The sequence below is a fragment of the Amycolatopsis nigrescens CSC17Ta-90 genome (genome assembly GCF_000384315.1).
In the GTDB taxonomy this organism is placed as follows: Bacteria; Actinomycetota; Actinomycetes; order Mycobacteriales; family Pseudonocardiaceae; genus Amycolatopsis; species Amycolatopsis nigrescens.
Window position 1 is genome coordinate 3943902 of sequence record NZ_ARVW01000001.1, and the last position, 14364, is coordinate 3958265.

Sequence of the window (14364 nt, forward strand, 5' to 3'; positions counted from 1 at the left end):
GTAACAAATTGCGCCTACTCGACTTTCAGTGCGGCGAGTGACTCGCGGAGTTTGCCGGTGACCTCCACCGGCCGCCGCGACTCGCGGTCCACGAACACGTGCACGAAATGGCCCTCCGCGATCAGTTCGGCGCGGTCCTCGCGGAAGATGCCGATCTCGTAGCGCACGCTGGACCGGCCGAGGTGGGCGACCCGGAGGCCGACCGCCAGCACGTCCGGGAACGCCACCGAGCCGTGGTAGTTGCAGTGTGATTCGACGCACAGCCCGATCACCTGTCCGGCGTGCACGTCCAGGCCACCCCGTTCGATCAGCCAGGTGTTGATCACGGTGTCCATCAGCGCGTAGTGCACGACGTTGTTCACGTGTCCGTAGACGTCGTTGTCCTTCCACCGCGTCGGCACCGGCTGCCAGTGCGCGTACTCGTTCACCACAGCGAAACCGACCGCCGCAGGATCCCGGTCAGGTCCTCTTCACTCGGCTCGCGGGGTGCGGTGGCCAGCAGTCGCTGCTGCTTCAGCGTGCCCTGCACCAAATCGTCCACATCGGACTCCGTGTAGCCGACCGCGCCGATTCCGTTGGGAATGCCGATCTTCCGCAGCAGGTCGCGCAGCACGGCGGGCAGCCGGTCCTCGTCGGCGCCGGTGTGCTCGAAGCCGGGCGCGAGCAGTTCGGCCACCCGCAGGTGCCGTTCCGGCGCGGCCGGGAAGGTGAACCGGAACGCCTCCGGTGCGGTCAGCGAGACCGCCATCCCGTGCGGCACCATCGGTTCCTCGTCCGGATAGCCGTCCGGGTGGAAGTCACGAACCTGCCCGGCGATCGGGTATGCGTTCGCGTGCGGGATGTGCACCCCGGCGTTGCCGAAACCGAGCCCGGCGAAGGTCGCGGCCAGCGCCATGTCCTCGCGCGCGGCCAGGTTGTCACCGTCGGCCACCGCGGCCGGCAGCGCGTTCCGGAGCAGGCCGAGCGCGCGCTCGGCGAACATGTCGGCTAGGGGGTTCGACCCGCAGTACGGCACCCGCTGCTCGGGCCGTTTGCGGGCGAACTCGGTGTAGGGCTTGGCGGTGTAGCTCTCCGCGGCATGACACAGAATGTCCATCCCGCTGGCCGCGGTGACCCCGGCCGGCTGGCTCATCGTCAGCCTCGGGTCCACGACTGCCAGCGTCGGCCGCATCCGCAGGTGGCTGATCCCGCTCTTCACCCGCAGTGACAACACGTCCAGCACGCAGACCGTGGTGCTCTCCGCGCCGGTGCCGGTGGTGGTCGGCACCGCGACCAGCGGCTTCAACGGTTTGCTCGGCGCCCGTCCGCCGCCGACCGGCGCGTTGACGTAGTCCATCAGCTCGCCGTCGTTGCTGGTCAGCAGGTTCACCGCCTTCGCGGTGTCGATGCTGGACCCGCCGCCGACCGCGACGAACGCGTCCCACGGCCCGGTGCCTCGCGCGTGGTCCACCGCCTTGCCCATGCTGACGTCGGTGGGTTCGACGTGCGCGTCGTCGAAGATCTCGACTTCGAGGCCGTACCCCGCGATCCCGTCCGCGATCCGGCGTGGCCAGCCGGTGGCAGCCACCCGCGGGTCGGTGAGCACGAGTACCCGGCGCGCGCCGTACTGGGTCAGGTCGTAGCCGATCTCGTCGGCCGCGCCGCGGCCGAACTTCAGCGCCGGAGCGCCGTAGGTGAACACGGTCTCCAGGCTGCTGGCGTCGAGTGTCACGCTGCGTACTCCTTCGTGGCTCGGGACTCGCTCCAGATTAAGGGGCTCAACTCTCAGTGGGGATGGCCACTTTCGTGAGATTGAAAGTTCACTTGACCGGGCTAGTAAAGACTCATTACCGTGCCGCATCAGGTATCACCGGGGGTGGACCGTCGCCCAGACGGCCGTGCGAATCCTCGCCGACGCCGGGGTGCGCCGAGCGTACGCCGTGCCCGGCGAGTCTTTTTTGGAACTTCTGGACGCCGTCCAATTCGAACCATCGATGACATTGGTCTCGACCAGGTACGAAACGGGCGCGGCCTACATGGCGGAGGCCGAGGGCAAGCTCCGCGACGCGCCCGCGCTGGTGCTGGGCAGCCGGGGGCCCGGCACGACCAACCTGGCGATCGGCGTGCACACCGCATATCAGGACGAAACGCCCATGCTGGTGCTGCTCGGCCTGACCCCGTCCGCCTTTCAGCTCGGTGATCGCGCGGACGGCGGTGAGGAGATCGACCTGGCCGCCTTCTTCCAGCCGTTCGCCAAATGGGCGCGTACCGCGGAAACCGCCGCGGACGTGCCCAGGCTGCTGGTGGAGGCGCTGAACCAGACCCGCACCGGCCGGCGAGGACCGGCGGTACTGGCGGTGCCCGCCGATTTCTGGGTCGCGCCCTTCGACGCGGCGGTCGCCGAACCGGAACTGGAGAAGCCGAACCTCGGCGCGCTGCGCCGGTCCGCGGCCGAGGTCGCCGCCCTGCTGGAGGATTCGAAGTACCCGGTGGTGATCGCCGGCGGCCGGGCTCGCAACGCCCGGGACGAACTGATCACCGCCGCGGACCAGCTCGGCTTCGCGGTCTACAACGCCTTTCGCCGCCAGGACGCCTTTCCGGAGAACCACGCCCGCTACGCCGGCCACCTCGGCAAGGGCATCCCCGCCCGCCAGCTGGACGCGCTGGACCGGGCCGACCTGGTGCTCTCCCTCGGCGCCAGGCTGGACGAGATCACCACGCAGAACTTCCGCTACCCGCTGCCGTCGCAGACCCTGGTGATGGTCGGCACCGGCCTGCCGAACACCCGCCGCCGCGGCCTCACCTTCCGGGTCGAGGCCGAGGTGGAGCCGTTCCTGCGCGAGCTGCGCGCGATCGCGGCGCCGCGGGCCCGGCGCAGTTCGGCCGCCAACGCGGCGGTGCACACCTTCATGACCCCGCCGGACACCAGCGAGAGCGTTTTCGTGCACCCGGCCGACGTGGTCCGCGCGGTCCGCAAGCTCGCGCCGGAGGACACCATCGTGACCAGCGACGGCGGCAACTTCTCCGGTTTCGTGCACCGCTACTGGTGTTTCACCGCGCCGAGGACGCAACTCGGCCCGGCGAACGGCGCGATGGGCTACGCGGTGCCGGCGGCGGTGGCGGCCAAGCTGGTCGAGCCGGAGCGAACGGTGGTCGCGATGGTCGGTGACGGCGGCGCGCTGATGACCGGCCAGGAGATCGAGACCGCGGTCCGCTACCGCACCCCGGTGATCGTGCTGGTCTTCCAGAACGGCTTGTTCGGCACGGTTGCGATGCACCAGGCGCGCACGCACGGCCGGTTGTCCGGGGTGTCCCTCGGCGCGGTCGACTTCGCCACCTGGGCGCGCGGCCTCGGCGCGGCCGGGTACACCGTGGAGGGTCCGGACGAGCTCGAAGCGGCCATCGCCAGGGCGCTGCTGCATCAGCGGCCGAGCGTGATCGACGTGCGCACCGATCCGGACGTGATCACCCCGGAAACCCGGCTGAGCAGCCTGTTCCACGGCGACCGTTCGGTCTGAAGGCGAAACGCTTTCCGGCTTTGCCGCGCCGGGAAAACTCAGCGAAAACTCAGGTTCCTGGCGTCTGGCGGGTTCGTCGGGTACCGTCGGCCGGGTAGGCACAGCCGGTTTGATAGCGGAGGAATTTTCCCCAACTTTTCAACCGAGCAATTCCCGTTGCCGCAAATTGATCTCCAAAACCCTGGGCGGTGCTGTCCGGGTGTTTACTCGTTTTCTTGATCTAGAGGTGTGCATGACGGCTACCGAAGCCCGTACCCGACGACCGAAACCCATTATTTCCGGCCTGCGTTCGATGCCCGAACACGTCACCGTGAAGGTGTTCGTGCTGCTGCCGCTGCTGGCCATCGCCGCCGCGGTGCCGTTCGCATGGGGATGGGGGCTGAGCTGGCTGGACGTCGGGATCGGTGCGGCCTTCTTCGTGTTCACCGGTCTCGGGGTGACCGCCGGGTACCACCGGCTGTTCACGCACGGCTCGTTCAAGGCGAAGCGCCCGCTGCGGATCGGCCTCGCGATCGCCGGCAACATGGCCGCGCAGGGCCCGGTCACCACCTGGGTGGCCGACCACCGGCGCCACCACGCCTTCTCCGACCGGGCCGGCGACCCGCATTCGCCGTGGCTGTTCGGCACCGGGCCGAAAGCGCTGGCCAAGGGCTTCCTGCACGCCCACATGGGCTGGCTGTTCGAGCGCAGCGTGACCAATGTGGAACGGTTCGCGCCCGATCTGCAGGCCGACCGGGACATCCGGATCGTGGACCGGCTGTTCCCGCTCTGGGTGGTGCTCACCTTCGTCGGGCCCGGTGTGCTCGGCGGCCTGATCAGCTGGTCGGTGTGGGGCGGGGTGACCGCAATGTTCTGGGCCGGGTTCGTCCGGGTCGGCTTGCTGCACCACGTGACCTGGTCGGTCAACTCGATCTGCCACATGATCGGCGAGCGGCCGTTCACCAGTCGGGACAAGGCGGCGAACTTCTGGCCACTGGCCATCTTCTCCTTCGGTGAGTCGTGGCACAATCTGCATCACGCCGACCCGACTTGTGCTCGGCACGGCGTTCTCCGCGGGCAGATCGACATCTCCGCGCGGCTGATCTGGGTCTTCGAGAAGCTCGGCTGGGCGACCAGTGTGCGCTGGCCGACGCCGGCCCGCCTGAGCCGGATCAGCGTCAAGAACTAGGCAAATTCGGAAGGGGCCGAAGATGGCCGAAGAGACCGCTCGAAACGACCAGCGGCACGCGGCCCAAGCGCCGGTGCAGTTCAGCTCGGCCGACGACACGAAGGACGACACCACGGTCGATGTGGACCTGGCCGCGGTGACCCGCTCCCCGTTCGCCGCATCCCCCGTCCGGGGTGCGAGCGCCGAATAGAGTTCACAAGATCACCCGATGGGCCGGTTGGCGAGGGGCCCCTACCTGTGATTTACTGTTGGCGGTCTCAAAGTTTTTGTGTTCGTGCTAACCCACGCTCGCAAGACGTAGCGGGCGTTGAGGTTCCTCGTTCGAGGAAGCAAATCGCTCGTTATCGGACCCGGGGTGCTGAAGTGGCTTCCTCGTTGTGTTTGTTACATATGGAGATTTTTTTATGACTCAGGGCACTGTGAAGTGGTTCAACTCCGAGAAGGGGTTCGGCTTCATCACCCCCGACAACGGTGGCGGCGACGTCTTCGTGCACTACTCGGAAATCCAGGGCAACGGCTTCCGTAGCCTGGACGAGAACGCTCGCGTCGAGTTCGAGATCGGTCAGGGCGCCAAGGGCCCCCAGGCCACCTCGGTCACCGTCATCTGACGAGACTTCGAGTAGGAGCCGCCACCTCATCGAGGTGGCGGCTTCTTTCGTTTCCGCACCGGGGAAGTTCGGTCCACTTTGGGGTGTTCGCACGGACCGGCGACGAGATCGTGATGTACCCGGGACAACTTGACCCGCGGACCGGGCGTCTACCGCATCAGGAGAGTCGCAGCACCTTCGAAAAAGGGGTTTGAGCCGTGCGGAAGATCCTGGTTTCGGTGTCCACTTTGGCCGTCGCGGCCGTGCTCGGTGCGTGTTCGGCTGGAGCCGGTGACGGCGCGGGCGAAACGCAGCTCGCGGTGGCTCAGCCGACCAGTTCGGTGCCGACGACCACGGCGCCCAGTACCAGCGAGCCGCCGTCGTCGCCGAGCAGCACGCCATCTCCGAGCAGCACCAAGAAGAGCACGCCCAAGAGCACGCCGTCCACCAGCAAGCCGGCTGTGAAGGCGGCCGAGGGGGTGCCCTGTTCGTCGCCCGACGGCGCCTGTGTGGACCTGTCCGCGCACAAGGCGTGGATCTCCCGCGGCGGAAAGATCATCTACGGTCCGGTGCCGATGCTGCCCGGCAAGAAGGGCAGCACCACGCCGGTGGGCAACTTCCGCGTGCTGTCCAAGGAGAAAATGCACTACAGCAAGGAGTTCGACAACGCGCCGATGCCGAACTCGGTGTTCTTCTACCCCGGTGATGCCTTCCACGCCGGCAGCCTGAGCAACTACTCCAACGGCTGCATCCACCTGTCCAACGCGGCTTCGCTGAAGTTCTACAACACGCTCAAGATCGGTGACGTGGTGCAGGTCGTGCGCTAGCGCGGCAGCAGTCGGATCCCGTCCTGCGAAGGTGCGAAGGGAAGGCCCGTTCGCTTCGCGCGGTAGGCGATCACCAGCGCCTCACCGAGCAGGCTGATTCCGATGGACAGCGTGGTCGGCCGCGCTTCGGGGAGCATCCCGGCCGTCGCGGCCAGTAGGGCGAAACCCAGGTTGACCGCCAGCGAGAGCACCCAGATGCCGAAGGTCCAGCCGGTGTAGCGCTGCCAGAGCACGCCGTCGCGTTCGAACAGCCGGGTGGTCGTGGCGCGCACGGCGCCGAAGCCGAGCCCGATCACCGAACCCGCCAACACCCACAGCACGTCGGCGAAGGTGAGCACGTCCAGCTTGCTCATGCTGTAGATCCCGATCGCGATCAGGATCGCCGGTGTGCCGAACACGTCCCGGGCGACCAGCGGTTCACCTCGGAGCCTGCGGATGATCACCGCCACCACGGCGGCCAGCACGATCCCGGCGATCAGCCATGAGCTCATCGGTTCCCCCTTTGTAGCAACGTCATGCTAAATAAAATAGCAAGGCTGTGCTATAAAGGCAACGTGCCCAAGATCGTGGACGCCGAAGCCCGTCGCCAGGAGATCGCCGAAGCGGTCTTCCGGGTGGTCCGCCGGGACGGCCTGGAGCAGGCTTCGCTGCGGCTGGTCGCGGCCGAGGCCGGCCTGGTCGTCGGGTCCGTCCGGCACTACTTCGCGACCCACGACGAGCTGATCGTGTTCGCCATGCGGACCCTGAGCGAGCGCGTGCGCAAACGTTTGCTGGTGCACGCCGAGCGGCTGCTGGACCCGGCCGGGCCGCCCGTCGACCGGCTCGAGCTGACCGAGCGCCTGCTCGGCGAGCTGCTCCCGCTGGACGACACCCGCCGCGCCGAGACCGAGGTCTGGCTCGCGTTCACCGCCGCCGCCAGAACGAGGCCCGAGCTCGCCGGGGACGTCACCAGGTCCCACGACGAGATCCGCGCGGTCACCCGGCGGGTGCTGGTCGAGGCGCGCCGGATGGGCGGCCTGGCCGACGGGCTGGATCTCGACCTGGAGGCCGAACGGCTGGCCGCGCTGCTCGACGGCCTCGCCATGGCCGCCGCCACCCAGCCGGGCCGCACCACTCCCGCCCTGATGCGGCAGATCCTCCGCCGTCACCTTTCCTCGCTCAAGCGTCAGTGAAGTCGGTTCTCCACCTCGATCTCCACCGGTGCGTGGTGGGCATCCACCCCGCGCGATTCCTAGGGTGCCGGTCATGAACAAAAAGGAGCTGCTTGCGGACGGCGGCGGTGAAAGCACAGGAGCGGGTCCGGTGGTGTGAGATCAGGAGATGAGCAAGCGGCCGCTACTGCCGGACAACATCGCGCCGGGCTGGCTGGTGGTGCACGTCTTCGGCACCTTGATGATCGGGCTGACTTTGGTCACCGCGCGGGAGACGTCGCCGTGGGTCTGGGGGTCTCACGGCGTCGTTTCCTTGTGCTGGCTGGTTTTCCTGGTCGCCGAGTACCGGAAGAGGCCCAGTGCGGCGGCAGTCGTGCTCGGGCTGGGCGCGCTGGCCGCGGGGCTGACCGTGAGCTGGGCGGCGGACCCCTCCGCGCTGATCTTCTGCATGGTCCTGCTCGGCCGGTTCGCCGCGCTGGTGACCCCGGCCGTGACGGCGATCGCGTCGGTCGCCCTTGCCTGCGCGGCGTTCATGATCCTGCCGTACCCGCTTTCCCGTGCCAGTGCGGGCGAGGTGCTCGGCAACGCATTGCTGGTACTGGCGATCGTGCTGCTCGGGCTGAACCGGCGGCAGTACGAGGTGCAGGCGATCCAAGCCGAACGGCTGCTGGTGCAGACCAGGCTGGCGCAGGCCGAGCACAGCCGCGCCGCCGCGCTGGACGAGCGCACCAGGATCGCCAGGGAAATCCACGACGTGCTGGCGCATTCCCTTGGCGCACTGGGCGTGCAGCTCGAGCTGGCCGAGGCGCTGCTCGCCGAGAAGTCCGATCTAGACAGTGCACTCGCGACGGTAAGGCGGTCGCGGCGGCTGGCCGCGGACGGGCTCAGCGAGGCGCGTGACGCGGTGGCCGCGTTGCGGCGCGATGTGCCTTCGCTGACCGAGGCGCTGCGGTCGATGGCCGCCGCGCACAGCGCGGACCACCAGGTACCGGTGGAGTTCGAAGCCGTCGGCGAAGCGCGCCCGATCTCGTCCGCCGCCACCGTCTCACTGGCCGGGACGGCACGGGAGGCGCTGACCAACGCGGCGAAGCACGCCCCCGGCCGCCCGGTGACCATGTCGCTGGAGTTCACCGCTGGAGCGGTCAGGTTGCGGGTGTACAACGAGTTGCCGGGCCAGCCGGTCGAACGCGCAGGCCACGGGCTGACCGGGATGCGCGAGCGGCTCGCGCTGGCCGGTGGCACGCTGAGTGCCGGTCCTGCCGGTTCCGGCTGGCGGCTGGTGGCGGAGGTGGGTGCGTGATCAGGGTGCTCGTGGTCGACGACCAGCAGGTGATGCGCGAAGGGCTGGCCGCGCTGCTCGGCCTGCTCGAAGACGTGCGGGTGCTCGGCATCGCGGCCGACGGCGCGCAGGCACTGGAAGCACTGGAGAAAGATCCGGCCGACGTGGTGCTGATGGACCTCCGGATGCCGGTGCTGGACGGGGTCGAAGCGACCCGGCGGATCGTCGCCGAGCACCCGGGCACCGCCGTGGTCGTGCTGACCACCTACGCCGACGACGAGTCCATCGGCAATGCGTTGCGCGCGGGCGCCCGCGGCTATCTCACCAAGGATGCCGGCCGGGCCGAGATCGCCGCCGCGTTGCGCTCGGCGGTGGCCGGGCAGTCCACCTTCGGCCCCGAGGTTTCCGGCAGGCTGGTCGCCGCCGCTTTCGGCGAGCGACGGCCGGTCCGGCCGAAGACGGCGCCGCCGGACGGGCTCACCGCCAGGGAAGCCGAGGTGCTCGGCCTGATCGCCACCGGGCTGAGCAATGCGGAGATCGCCGGTGAGCTTTTCATCGGCGAGGCCGGTGTGAAGACACATATCAACAACGCCTACGCGAAGATCGGCGTGCGCAATCGAGCGGAAGCCGTCCGTTACGCCCTTGCGCACCGGCTGGCCGAATAACCGGCTTTAGCCCTGCCGGAGCGTCGAAAAGACGGCTATTCGTCGTCCGGCGTGGTGTCGCTGGTTCAGGAGTTCGTGACTCAGATACCTTCTTCTTCGAGTGCGGTACCGAGGGTGGAGGAGAAATATGACGAGCACCGCGACCCGGCCGGGGGGACCCGGCGTGGGGCACGGGCCGGAACCCGGAGTTCCCGCGCGTGAGCCGCGCTCCGGCGTGGCCGGGCTGCTGGACCTGCCAGGCCAGGCGGTGCGCGGGGTGATGGACTTCGCCCGCACCACCCCGGGCCGGCTGTCCGTGATCGCGGTCGGCCTCGCCCTGCTCGCCCTGATCACCGGTCTGGTCGGCACCTTCGAGGTGCAGGGCAAGAAGAACACCATCAACGAGCTGATCGACCACCGGGAGCCGCTGGCCGCCGCGGCGCAGCAGGTCTATCGCTCGCTTTCGGACGCGGACGCGACCGCGGCCAGTGGTTTCCTCTCCACCGGTACCGAACCGCCCGAGCTGCGAAAGCGTTATGACACCGATATCGCGCAGGCCGGGGCCGCGCTGGCGAAGGCCGCCTCCGACTCGGCCGGGGTGTCCGACGCGGCGACCAAGGTCGGCGTGCTCGGCCAGCAACTGCCGGTCTACACCGGGCTGGTGGAGACCGCACGGGCGAACAACCGCCAGGGTTTCCCCGCCGGTGCCTCGTATCTGCGCGAGGCATCCGAACTGATGCGGGCCAAGATCCTGCCCGCCGCGCAGGACCTCTACCGGATCGACACCGACCGGCTCGCCGAGGAACAGGACGACGCCACCGACTTCCCGTGGCTGACCACGCTGCTGGTGCTCGGCCTTGTCGCCGCGCTGGTCGGTACCCAGCTGCACCTGACCCGAAAGACCAACCGGCTGCTCAACGTGGGCCTGGTGGTGGCCAGCGGCGCGATCGCGCTGACCATCGTGTGGAGCGCGGTCGCGCTGGTGGTGCAGAGCGTGCTGGTCAACGCCGGCCAGACCGCCGGCACCCAGCAGGTCGACGTGCTGGTCCGGGCCAGGATCGCGGCGCTGCAGGCGCGTGCCGACGAGACCCTCACCCTGGTCGCCCGCGGCGACGGGGCCGGTTACGAGAAGGACTTCGTCGACCTCGCCGTGCAGCTGATCGGGCCGGACGGCAAGGGCGGCCTGCTCAACGAGGCCAAGGCGTCCGCCGAGGGACTGGACTCGGCCGGGCACGTGGACTCCGCGATGCGGAACACGATCACCTGGTTCCAGGCGCACCAGGAGGTGCGCAAGCGGGACGACAGCGGCGACTACGACGGCGCGGTCAAGCTGGCGATCGACACCGGCGCCAAGGACAGTGCGGCGAGTGCCTTCCTGAGCCTGGACCACGATCTGGTGGAGGCGATCAACGTGGGCCGTCAGGAGTTCCTGGACGAGACGCGCAATGCCGAACGCGCGCTGATCCTGCTCGCGCCCGGGTTCGCGGTGCTCTGCGTGGTGGCCGCGGCCGGGGTGACGATGGGGATCAGGGAACGGCTGAGGGAGTACCGCTGATGAAGCTGGTGAAACAGAAACGTTTGGCCGTACTGATTTCGGCCGTAGCGATGGCGGCGGCCGGTTGTGGATCGGCGGGTAAGCCGGTGGATCCGGCACCGGTCACCGACGTGCAGCCGCCGCAGCCGGCGCACGTCGGCGGGGTGGACGCCGGTGGTCCCGGTTCGGCGAACAAGGACTGCAATACCGGCAGCCTGGCGCCGAACAACGGCACCGGTATTCCGTCCGGCTCGACCATGGCGAAGATCAAGGAACGCGGCAAGCTGATCGCCGGAGTGGACCAGACCACTTTCCTCTTCGGTTTCCGCAACCCCACCAACGGAAGCCTCGAGGGTTTCGATATCGACATCGCCAAGCAGGTGGCGATCGCGATCTTCGGCACCGCGGAGAACCGCATCCAGTTCCGCGCGATCACCTCTTCGCAGCGGGAGGCAGTGCTGGAGCGCAACGAGGTCGACATCGTCGTGCGGACGTACACGATCAACTGCGACCGGTTGAAGCGGGTCAACTTCTCCACCGCGTACTACGTCGCCGGGCAGCGGGTGCTGGTGCCGAACTCGGTCGCCGACAAGGTGGACGGCCTCGAAGACCTCGGCGGCCAGAAAGTGTGTGCGGCCAAGGGATCCACCCCGCTCAAGACGATCGCGGCGGCCCCGTCGAAGCCGGTGCCGGTGTCCGTGGACAACTGGTCGGACTGCCTGGTGATGTTGCAGCAGGGCCAGGTGGCCGCGGTCTCCACCGACGACGTGATCCTGGTCGGCATGGCCGAGCAGGACCCAACGACCCGGATCGTCGGCGACAAGTTCACCAGGGAGCCGTACGGTATCGGTATCCCGAAGGCGAACGAGGACATGGTCCGGTTCGTCAACGCGGTACTGGACAACGTGCGCGCCGGGCCGTGGCGGCAGAGCTACGACAAGTGGCTGAGCAAGCTGCTCGGTGACGGCAGCCCGCCGCCCGCCGAATACAAGTAGGAAACGATGGGTACGCACGTGGACAGCTCGGGAGGCAGCCGTGTCGGATGAGTCACGCCGTCCTCGGCACCGCGCACCGGAGGACGAGCCCGACGCTGGTCCCGGAGCGCTGTCGGAGGAGACCGGAAGCGGCTGGAGCAGGTCGCCGGAGGTGCTGTCCGGCTCGCTGCCGCCGGACCGGCCACCCCGGCAGCAGCAACCCCAGCAACCACCGCAACCCCAGCAACAGCAACAACAACCACAGCAGCCACCCCGGCAGCCTCAGCAGCAGCAACCTCAGCAGCGCCCGCCGATGCGCCGCCCGGCCGGCCCGCCACCGCCCGCCGCGCAGCCGACCAGCGTGCTCGCCGCGCGCGCCCCGGCCACGCAGAGCATCCAGCCGCCGACCCCGCGGGTGGAGCCGGGGCCCGGGGTGCCGTTGCCGGACCCCGGCACGGAAAGCGTGCTGCCCGAGCGGACCAGCGACGGCAGGCACACCGGCTCGGGCTCGGGCAGCGGTCCCGGCAGCGGGCCGGGCACCGGTTCCGGCGCGTTCCCCGGCACCTCCCGGCGGACGTCCTCGCGCAGGTCGCGCCGCGGCAGGCTGGGCGCCGGACTGGTCGACGTGCCGCAGGTGCCCTATCGCGACCCGACGTCCGCGGTACTGACCAACCCGGTGGTCGCGGAGGAGAAACGCTTCTGCGGCAACTGCAGCGCCAAGGTCGGCCGCGGCACTGACGGCAGGCCCGGCTCGCCGGAGGGGACCTGCGCGAACTGCGGCACCCCGTTCTCCTTCGTGCCGAAGCTGCGCCCGAAAGAGGTGCTCGGCGGCCAGTACGAGGTGCTCGGCGCGCTGGCCTACGGCGGGCTCGGCTGGATCTACCTGGCACAGGACCACAACGTCAGCGACCGCTGGGTGGTCCTCAAAGGACTGATCGACACCGGGGACTCCACCGCGATGGCGGCCGCGGCCAACGAGCAGCGGTTCCTGGCCGAGGTCGAGCACCCGAACATCGTCAAGATCCACAACTTCGTGCAGCATCCGGACGCGCGGACCGGCAGCTCGGTCGGCTACATCGTGATGGAGTACGTCGGCGGCCAATCGCTGCGGCAGCTCGCGCTGGCGCACCACCGGGCCACCGGCCGCCCCGAACCGCTGCCGATCGGCCAGGTGATCGCGTACGGCCTGGAGATCCTGCCCGCGCTCGGCTACCTGCACGGCCAGGGCCTGCTGTACTGCGACCTCAAGCCGGACAACGTGATCCAGACGCACGAGCAGCTCAAGCTGATCGACCTCGGCGCGGTCCGGCGGACCGACGACTACGAGAGCCCGCTGTTCTTCACCACCGGCTACAGCGCGCCGGAACTGCCCAAGCAGGGCGCCTCGGTGGCGTCGGACCTGTACACCGTCGGCCGCACGCTGGCCGTGCTCAGCTTCGAGTTCACCGGCTACACGACCAAGTACAAAACCAGCCTGCCCAGCGCCGAAGACGTGCCGCTGTTCGCGCTTTTCCCTTCGTACCACCGGTTTCTCAAGCGCGCGACGCATCAGGACCCGGATCGCCGGTTCATCTCCGCGGAGGACATGGCCGACCAGCTCACCGGGGTGCTGCGCGAGATCATGGCGCTGGGCACCGGCAAGCCGCGGCCCGGCGCGTCCACCGTGTTCGGGCCGGAGACGAACACCTTCGGCGTGGACATGGTGGTGCCCGATCCCGGGCAGAGCGTGCCGCTGCCGGACGTGAACGAGGTGGTGTCCGGGCTGCCGGTGCCGCAGGTGGACACCGGTGACCCGGCCGCCGGCGTGCTCGCCACCACCACCTCCACCGACCCGCGCGGCACCATCGAGGCGCTGGCCGGCGCGCCGCGCGAGTCCATCGAGGTGCGGCTGCGGATCGTCCGCGCGCGGATCGACCTCGGCGAGCTGGCCGAGGCGAACCGGCAGCTGCAGGCCGCGCAGTACCTGGCGATCAGGGCCGGGTTCCCGCACGACTGGCGGATCGACTGGTTCCGCGGGCTGATCGAGCTGGCCGGCGGCCGGGCGCGGGTGGCGCATGTGGCCTTCGAGTCGGCCTACGACGAGCTGCCCGGCGAGATCGCGCCGAAGCTGGCGCTGGCGGTCAGCGCGGAGGGCGTCGGGGACTACTTCGGCGCGGCCAGGTTCTACGAGCTGGTCTGGCGGATCGACCACAGCTACGTGAGCGCCGCCTTCGGCCTGGCCAGGGTGTATCTGGCGCAGGGCGCGCGGAACTCGGCGATCGAGGTGCTGGAGTCGGTCTCGCCGTCGTCCAGTCACCACGTTGCCGCGCAGGTGGCCGCGATCAAGATCAAGACACGGGCCACCGGGCGGGAGCCGACCGCGGTCCTGCAGGGCGACCTGGTGGACGCCGCGGCCAAGCTGGAGCGGCTCGCCCTGGACGCGGAACGCCGGACCAGGCTTTCCGCCGAGGTGCTCGAGGCGGCGCACGACTGGGTGCGTGAGGACGCCGCCCGCGCCGAGCAGGCCAAGGGCGCCACGGTGCTCGGCTGCGCACTGGCCGAGCGTGACCTGCGCTTCGGCCTGGAGCGCTGCTACCGCGCGCTGGCCAGGCTGGCCGGTTCCGTCGAGCAGCGCATCGAGCTGGTCGACCGCGCCAACGCCATCCGCCCCCGCACCCTCACCTGATCGCCCCTTAAGGCCACCATGAGGGCGTTGAACGCCCC

At 69.2% G+C, this 14364-nt stretch carries 14 protein-coding genes; 11 read left to right on the forward strand and 3 right to left on the reverse strand.

Going from position 1 to position 14364, the window contains the following annotated elements; genetic code table 11:
* Positions 1-14: 14 nt before the first annotated feature.
* Both AMYNI_RS0118595 and AMYNI_RS0118600 read right to left on the reverse strand, forming a co-directional pair.
* A complete protein-coding gene (locus AMYNI_RS0118595; protein WP_020669542.1) occupies positions 15-431 on the reverse strand; it encodes an acyl-CoA thioesterase in 417 nt (138 codons plus the stop codon).
* Complete coding sequence (locus tag AMYNI_RS0118600; protein WP_020669543.1) at positions 425-1711, reverse strand: hydroxyacid-oxoacid transhydrogenase; 1287 nt, start codon at positions 1709-1711, stop codon at positions 425-427. Before AMYNI_RS0118600 ends, AMYNI_RS0118595 begins: the two co-directional genes overlap by 7 nt.
* Positions 1712-1838: 127 nt before the next feature.
* On the opposite strand from AMYNI_RS0118600, the gene AMYNI_RS0118605 reads away from it, so the two are divergent.
* The 5 genes from AMYNI_RS0118605 to AMYNI_RS0118625 all read left to right on the forward strand — a co-directional run bounded on the left by AMYNI_RS0118605 (position 1839) and on the right by AMYNI_RS0118625 (position 6079).
* Entirely contained in the window at positions 1839-3497 is a 1659-nt protein-coding gene (locus AMYNI_RS0118605) for a thiamine pyrophosphate-binding protein (RefSeq protein WP_084628688.1), read from the forward strand.
* A 232-nt stretch (positions 3498-3729) separates the two neighbouring features.
* Positions 3730-4665: an acyl-CoA desaturase gene (locus tag AMYNI_RS0118610; RefSeq protein WP_026360627.1), complete on the forward strand. Its 936-nt coding sequence runs from the start codon at positions 3730-3732 to the stop codon at positions 4663-4665.
* A gap of 22 nt (positions 4666-4687) precedes the next feature.
* Positions 4688-4855, forward strand: coding sequence for a hypothetical protein (locus AMYNI_RS49110; protein WP_020669546.1), 168 nt, complete (start codon positions 4688-4690; stop codon positions 4853-4855).
* Positions 4856-5069: 214 nt separating this feature from the next.
* Complete coding sequence (locus AMYNI_RS0118620; RefSeq protein ID WP_020669547.1) at positions 5070-5273, forward strand: cold-shock protein; 204 nt, start codon at positions 5070-5072, stop codon at positions 5271-5273.
* A gap of 197 nt (positions 5274-5470) precedes the next feature.
* Positions 5471-6079 (forward strand): L,D-transpeptidase, encoded by a 609-nt coding sequence (locus AMYNI_RS0118625; protein WP_026360628.1) that lies wholly within the window; start codon positions 5471-5473, stop codon positions 6077-6079.
* Here the strand turns inward: AMYNI_RS0118625 and AMYNI_RS0118630 are convergent.
* Entirely contained in the window at positions 6076-6570 is a 495-nt protein-coding gene (locus AMYNI_RS0118630) for a hypothetical protein (RefSeq protein WP_020669550.1), read from the reverse strand. The genes AMYNI_RS0118625 and AMYNI_RS0118630 overlap by 4 nt on opposite strands.
* A 63-nt stretch (positions 6571-6633) precedes the next feature.
* Here AMYNI_RS0118630 and AMYNI_RS0118635 point away from each other — a divergent pair, with 63 nt between their 5' ends.
* The 6 genes from AMYNI_RS0118635 (at position 6634) to AMYNI_RS0118660 (ending at position 14326) form a co-directional block, all read left to right on the forward strand.
* A complete protein-coding gene (locus AMYNI_RS0118635; protein WP_020669551.1) occupies positions 6634-7251 on the forward strand; it encodes a TetR/AcrR family transcriptional regulator in 618 nt (205 codons plus the stop codon).
* Between the two features lie 148 nt (positions 7252-7399).
* Entirely contained in the window at positions 7400-8530 is a 1131-nt protein-coding gene (locus tag AMYNI_RS0118640; RefSeq protein WP_020669552.1) for a sensor histidine kinase, read from the forward strand.
* The gene (locus tag AMYNI_RS0118645) at positions 8527-9174 is read left to right on the forward strand and encodes a response regulator (protein ID WP_020669553.1); all 648 of its coding nucleotides are present in this window, start codon (positions 8527-8529) and stop codon (positions 9172-9174) included. The genes AMYNI_RS0118640 and AMYNI_RS0118645 overlap by 4 nt, the downstream gene beginning before the upstream one ends.
* Before the next feature lie 127 nt (positions 9175-9301).
* Positions 9302-10708, forward strand: coding sequence for a hypothetical protein (locus AMYNI_RS0118650; RefSeq protein WP_026360629.1), 1407 nt, complete (start codon positions 9302-9304; stop codon positions 10706-10708).
* A complete protein-coding gene (locus AMYNI_RS0118655; protein WP_020669555.1) occupies positions 10708-11682 on the forward strand; it encodes a glutamate ABC transporter substrate-binding protein in 975 nt (324 codons plus the stop codon). Before AMYNI_RS0118650 ends, AMYNI_RS0118655 begins: the two co-directional genes overlap by 1 nt.
* Positions 11683-11722: 40 nt before the next feature.
* Positions 11723-14326, forward strand: coding sequence for a serine/threonine-protein kinase (locus tag AMYNI_RS0118660; protein ID WP_026360631.1), 2604 nt, complete (start codon positions 11723-11725; stop codon positions 14324-14326).
* The last annotated feature ends 38 nt before the right edge of the window (positions 14327-14364 follow it).

Bases quoted from the DNA above. Each gene is read 5' to 3' on its own strand.
- AMYNI_RS0118610 (WP_026360627.1), top strand. From the start codon at position 3,730: ATGACGGCTACCGAAGCCCGTACCCGACGACCGAAACCCATTATTTCC.
- AMYNI_RS49110 (WP_020669546.1), top strand. From the start codon at position 4,688: ATGGCCGAAGAGACCGCTCGAAACGACCAGCGGCACGCGGCCCAAGCG.
- AMYNI_RS0118620 (WP_020669547.1), top strand. From the start codon at position 5,070: ATGACTCAGGGCACTGTGAAGTGGTTCAACTCCGAGAAGGGGTTCGGC.
- AMYNI_RS0118630 (WP_020669550.1), bottom strand. From the start codon at position 6,570: ATGAGCTCATGGCTGATCGCCGGGATCGTGCTGGCCGCCGTGGTGGCG.
- AMYNI_RS0118640 (WP_020669552.1), top strand. From the start codon at position 7,400: ATGAGCAAGCGGCCGCTACTGCCGGACAACATCGCGCCGGGCTGGCTG.
- AMYNI_RS0118650 (WP_026360629.1), top strand. From the start codon at position 9,302: ATGACGAGCACCGCGACCCGGCCGGGGGGACCCGGCGTGGGGCACGGG.
- AMYNI_RS0118655 (WP_020669555.1), top strand. From the start codon at position 10,708: ATGAAGCTGGTGAAACAGAAACGTTTGGCCGTACTGATTTCGGCCGTA.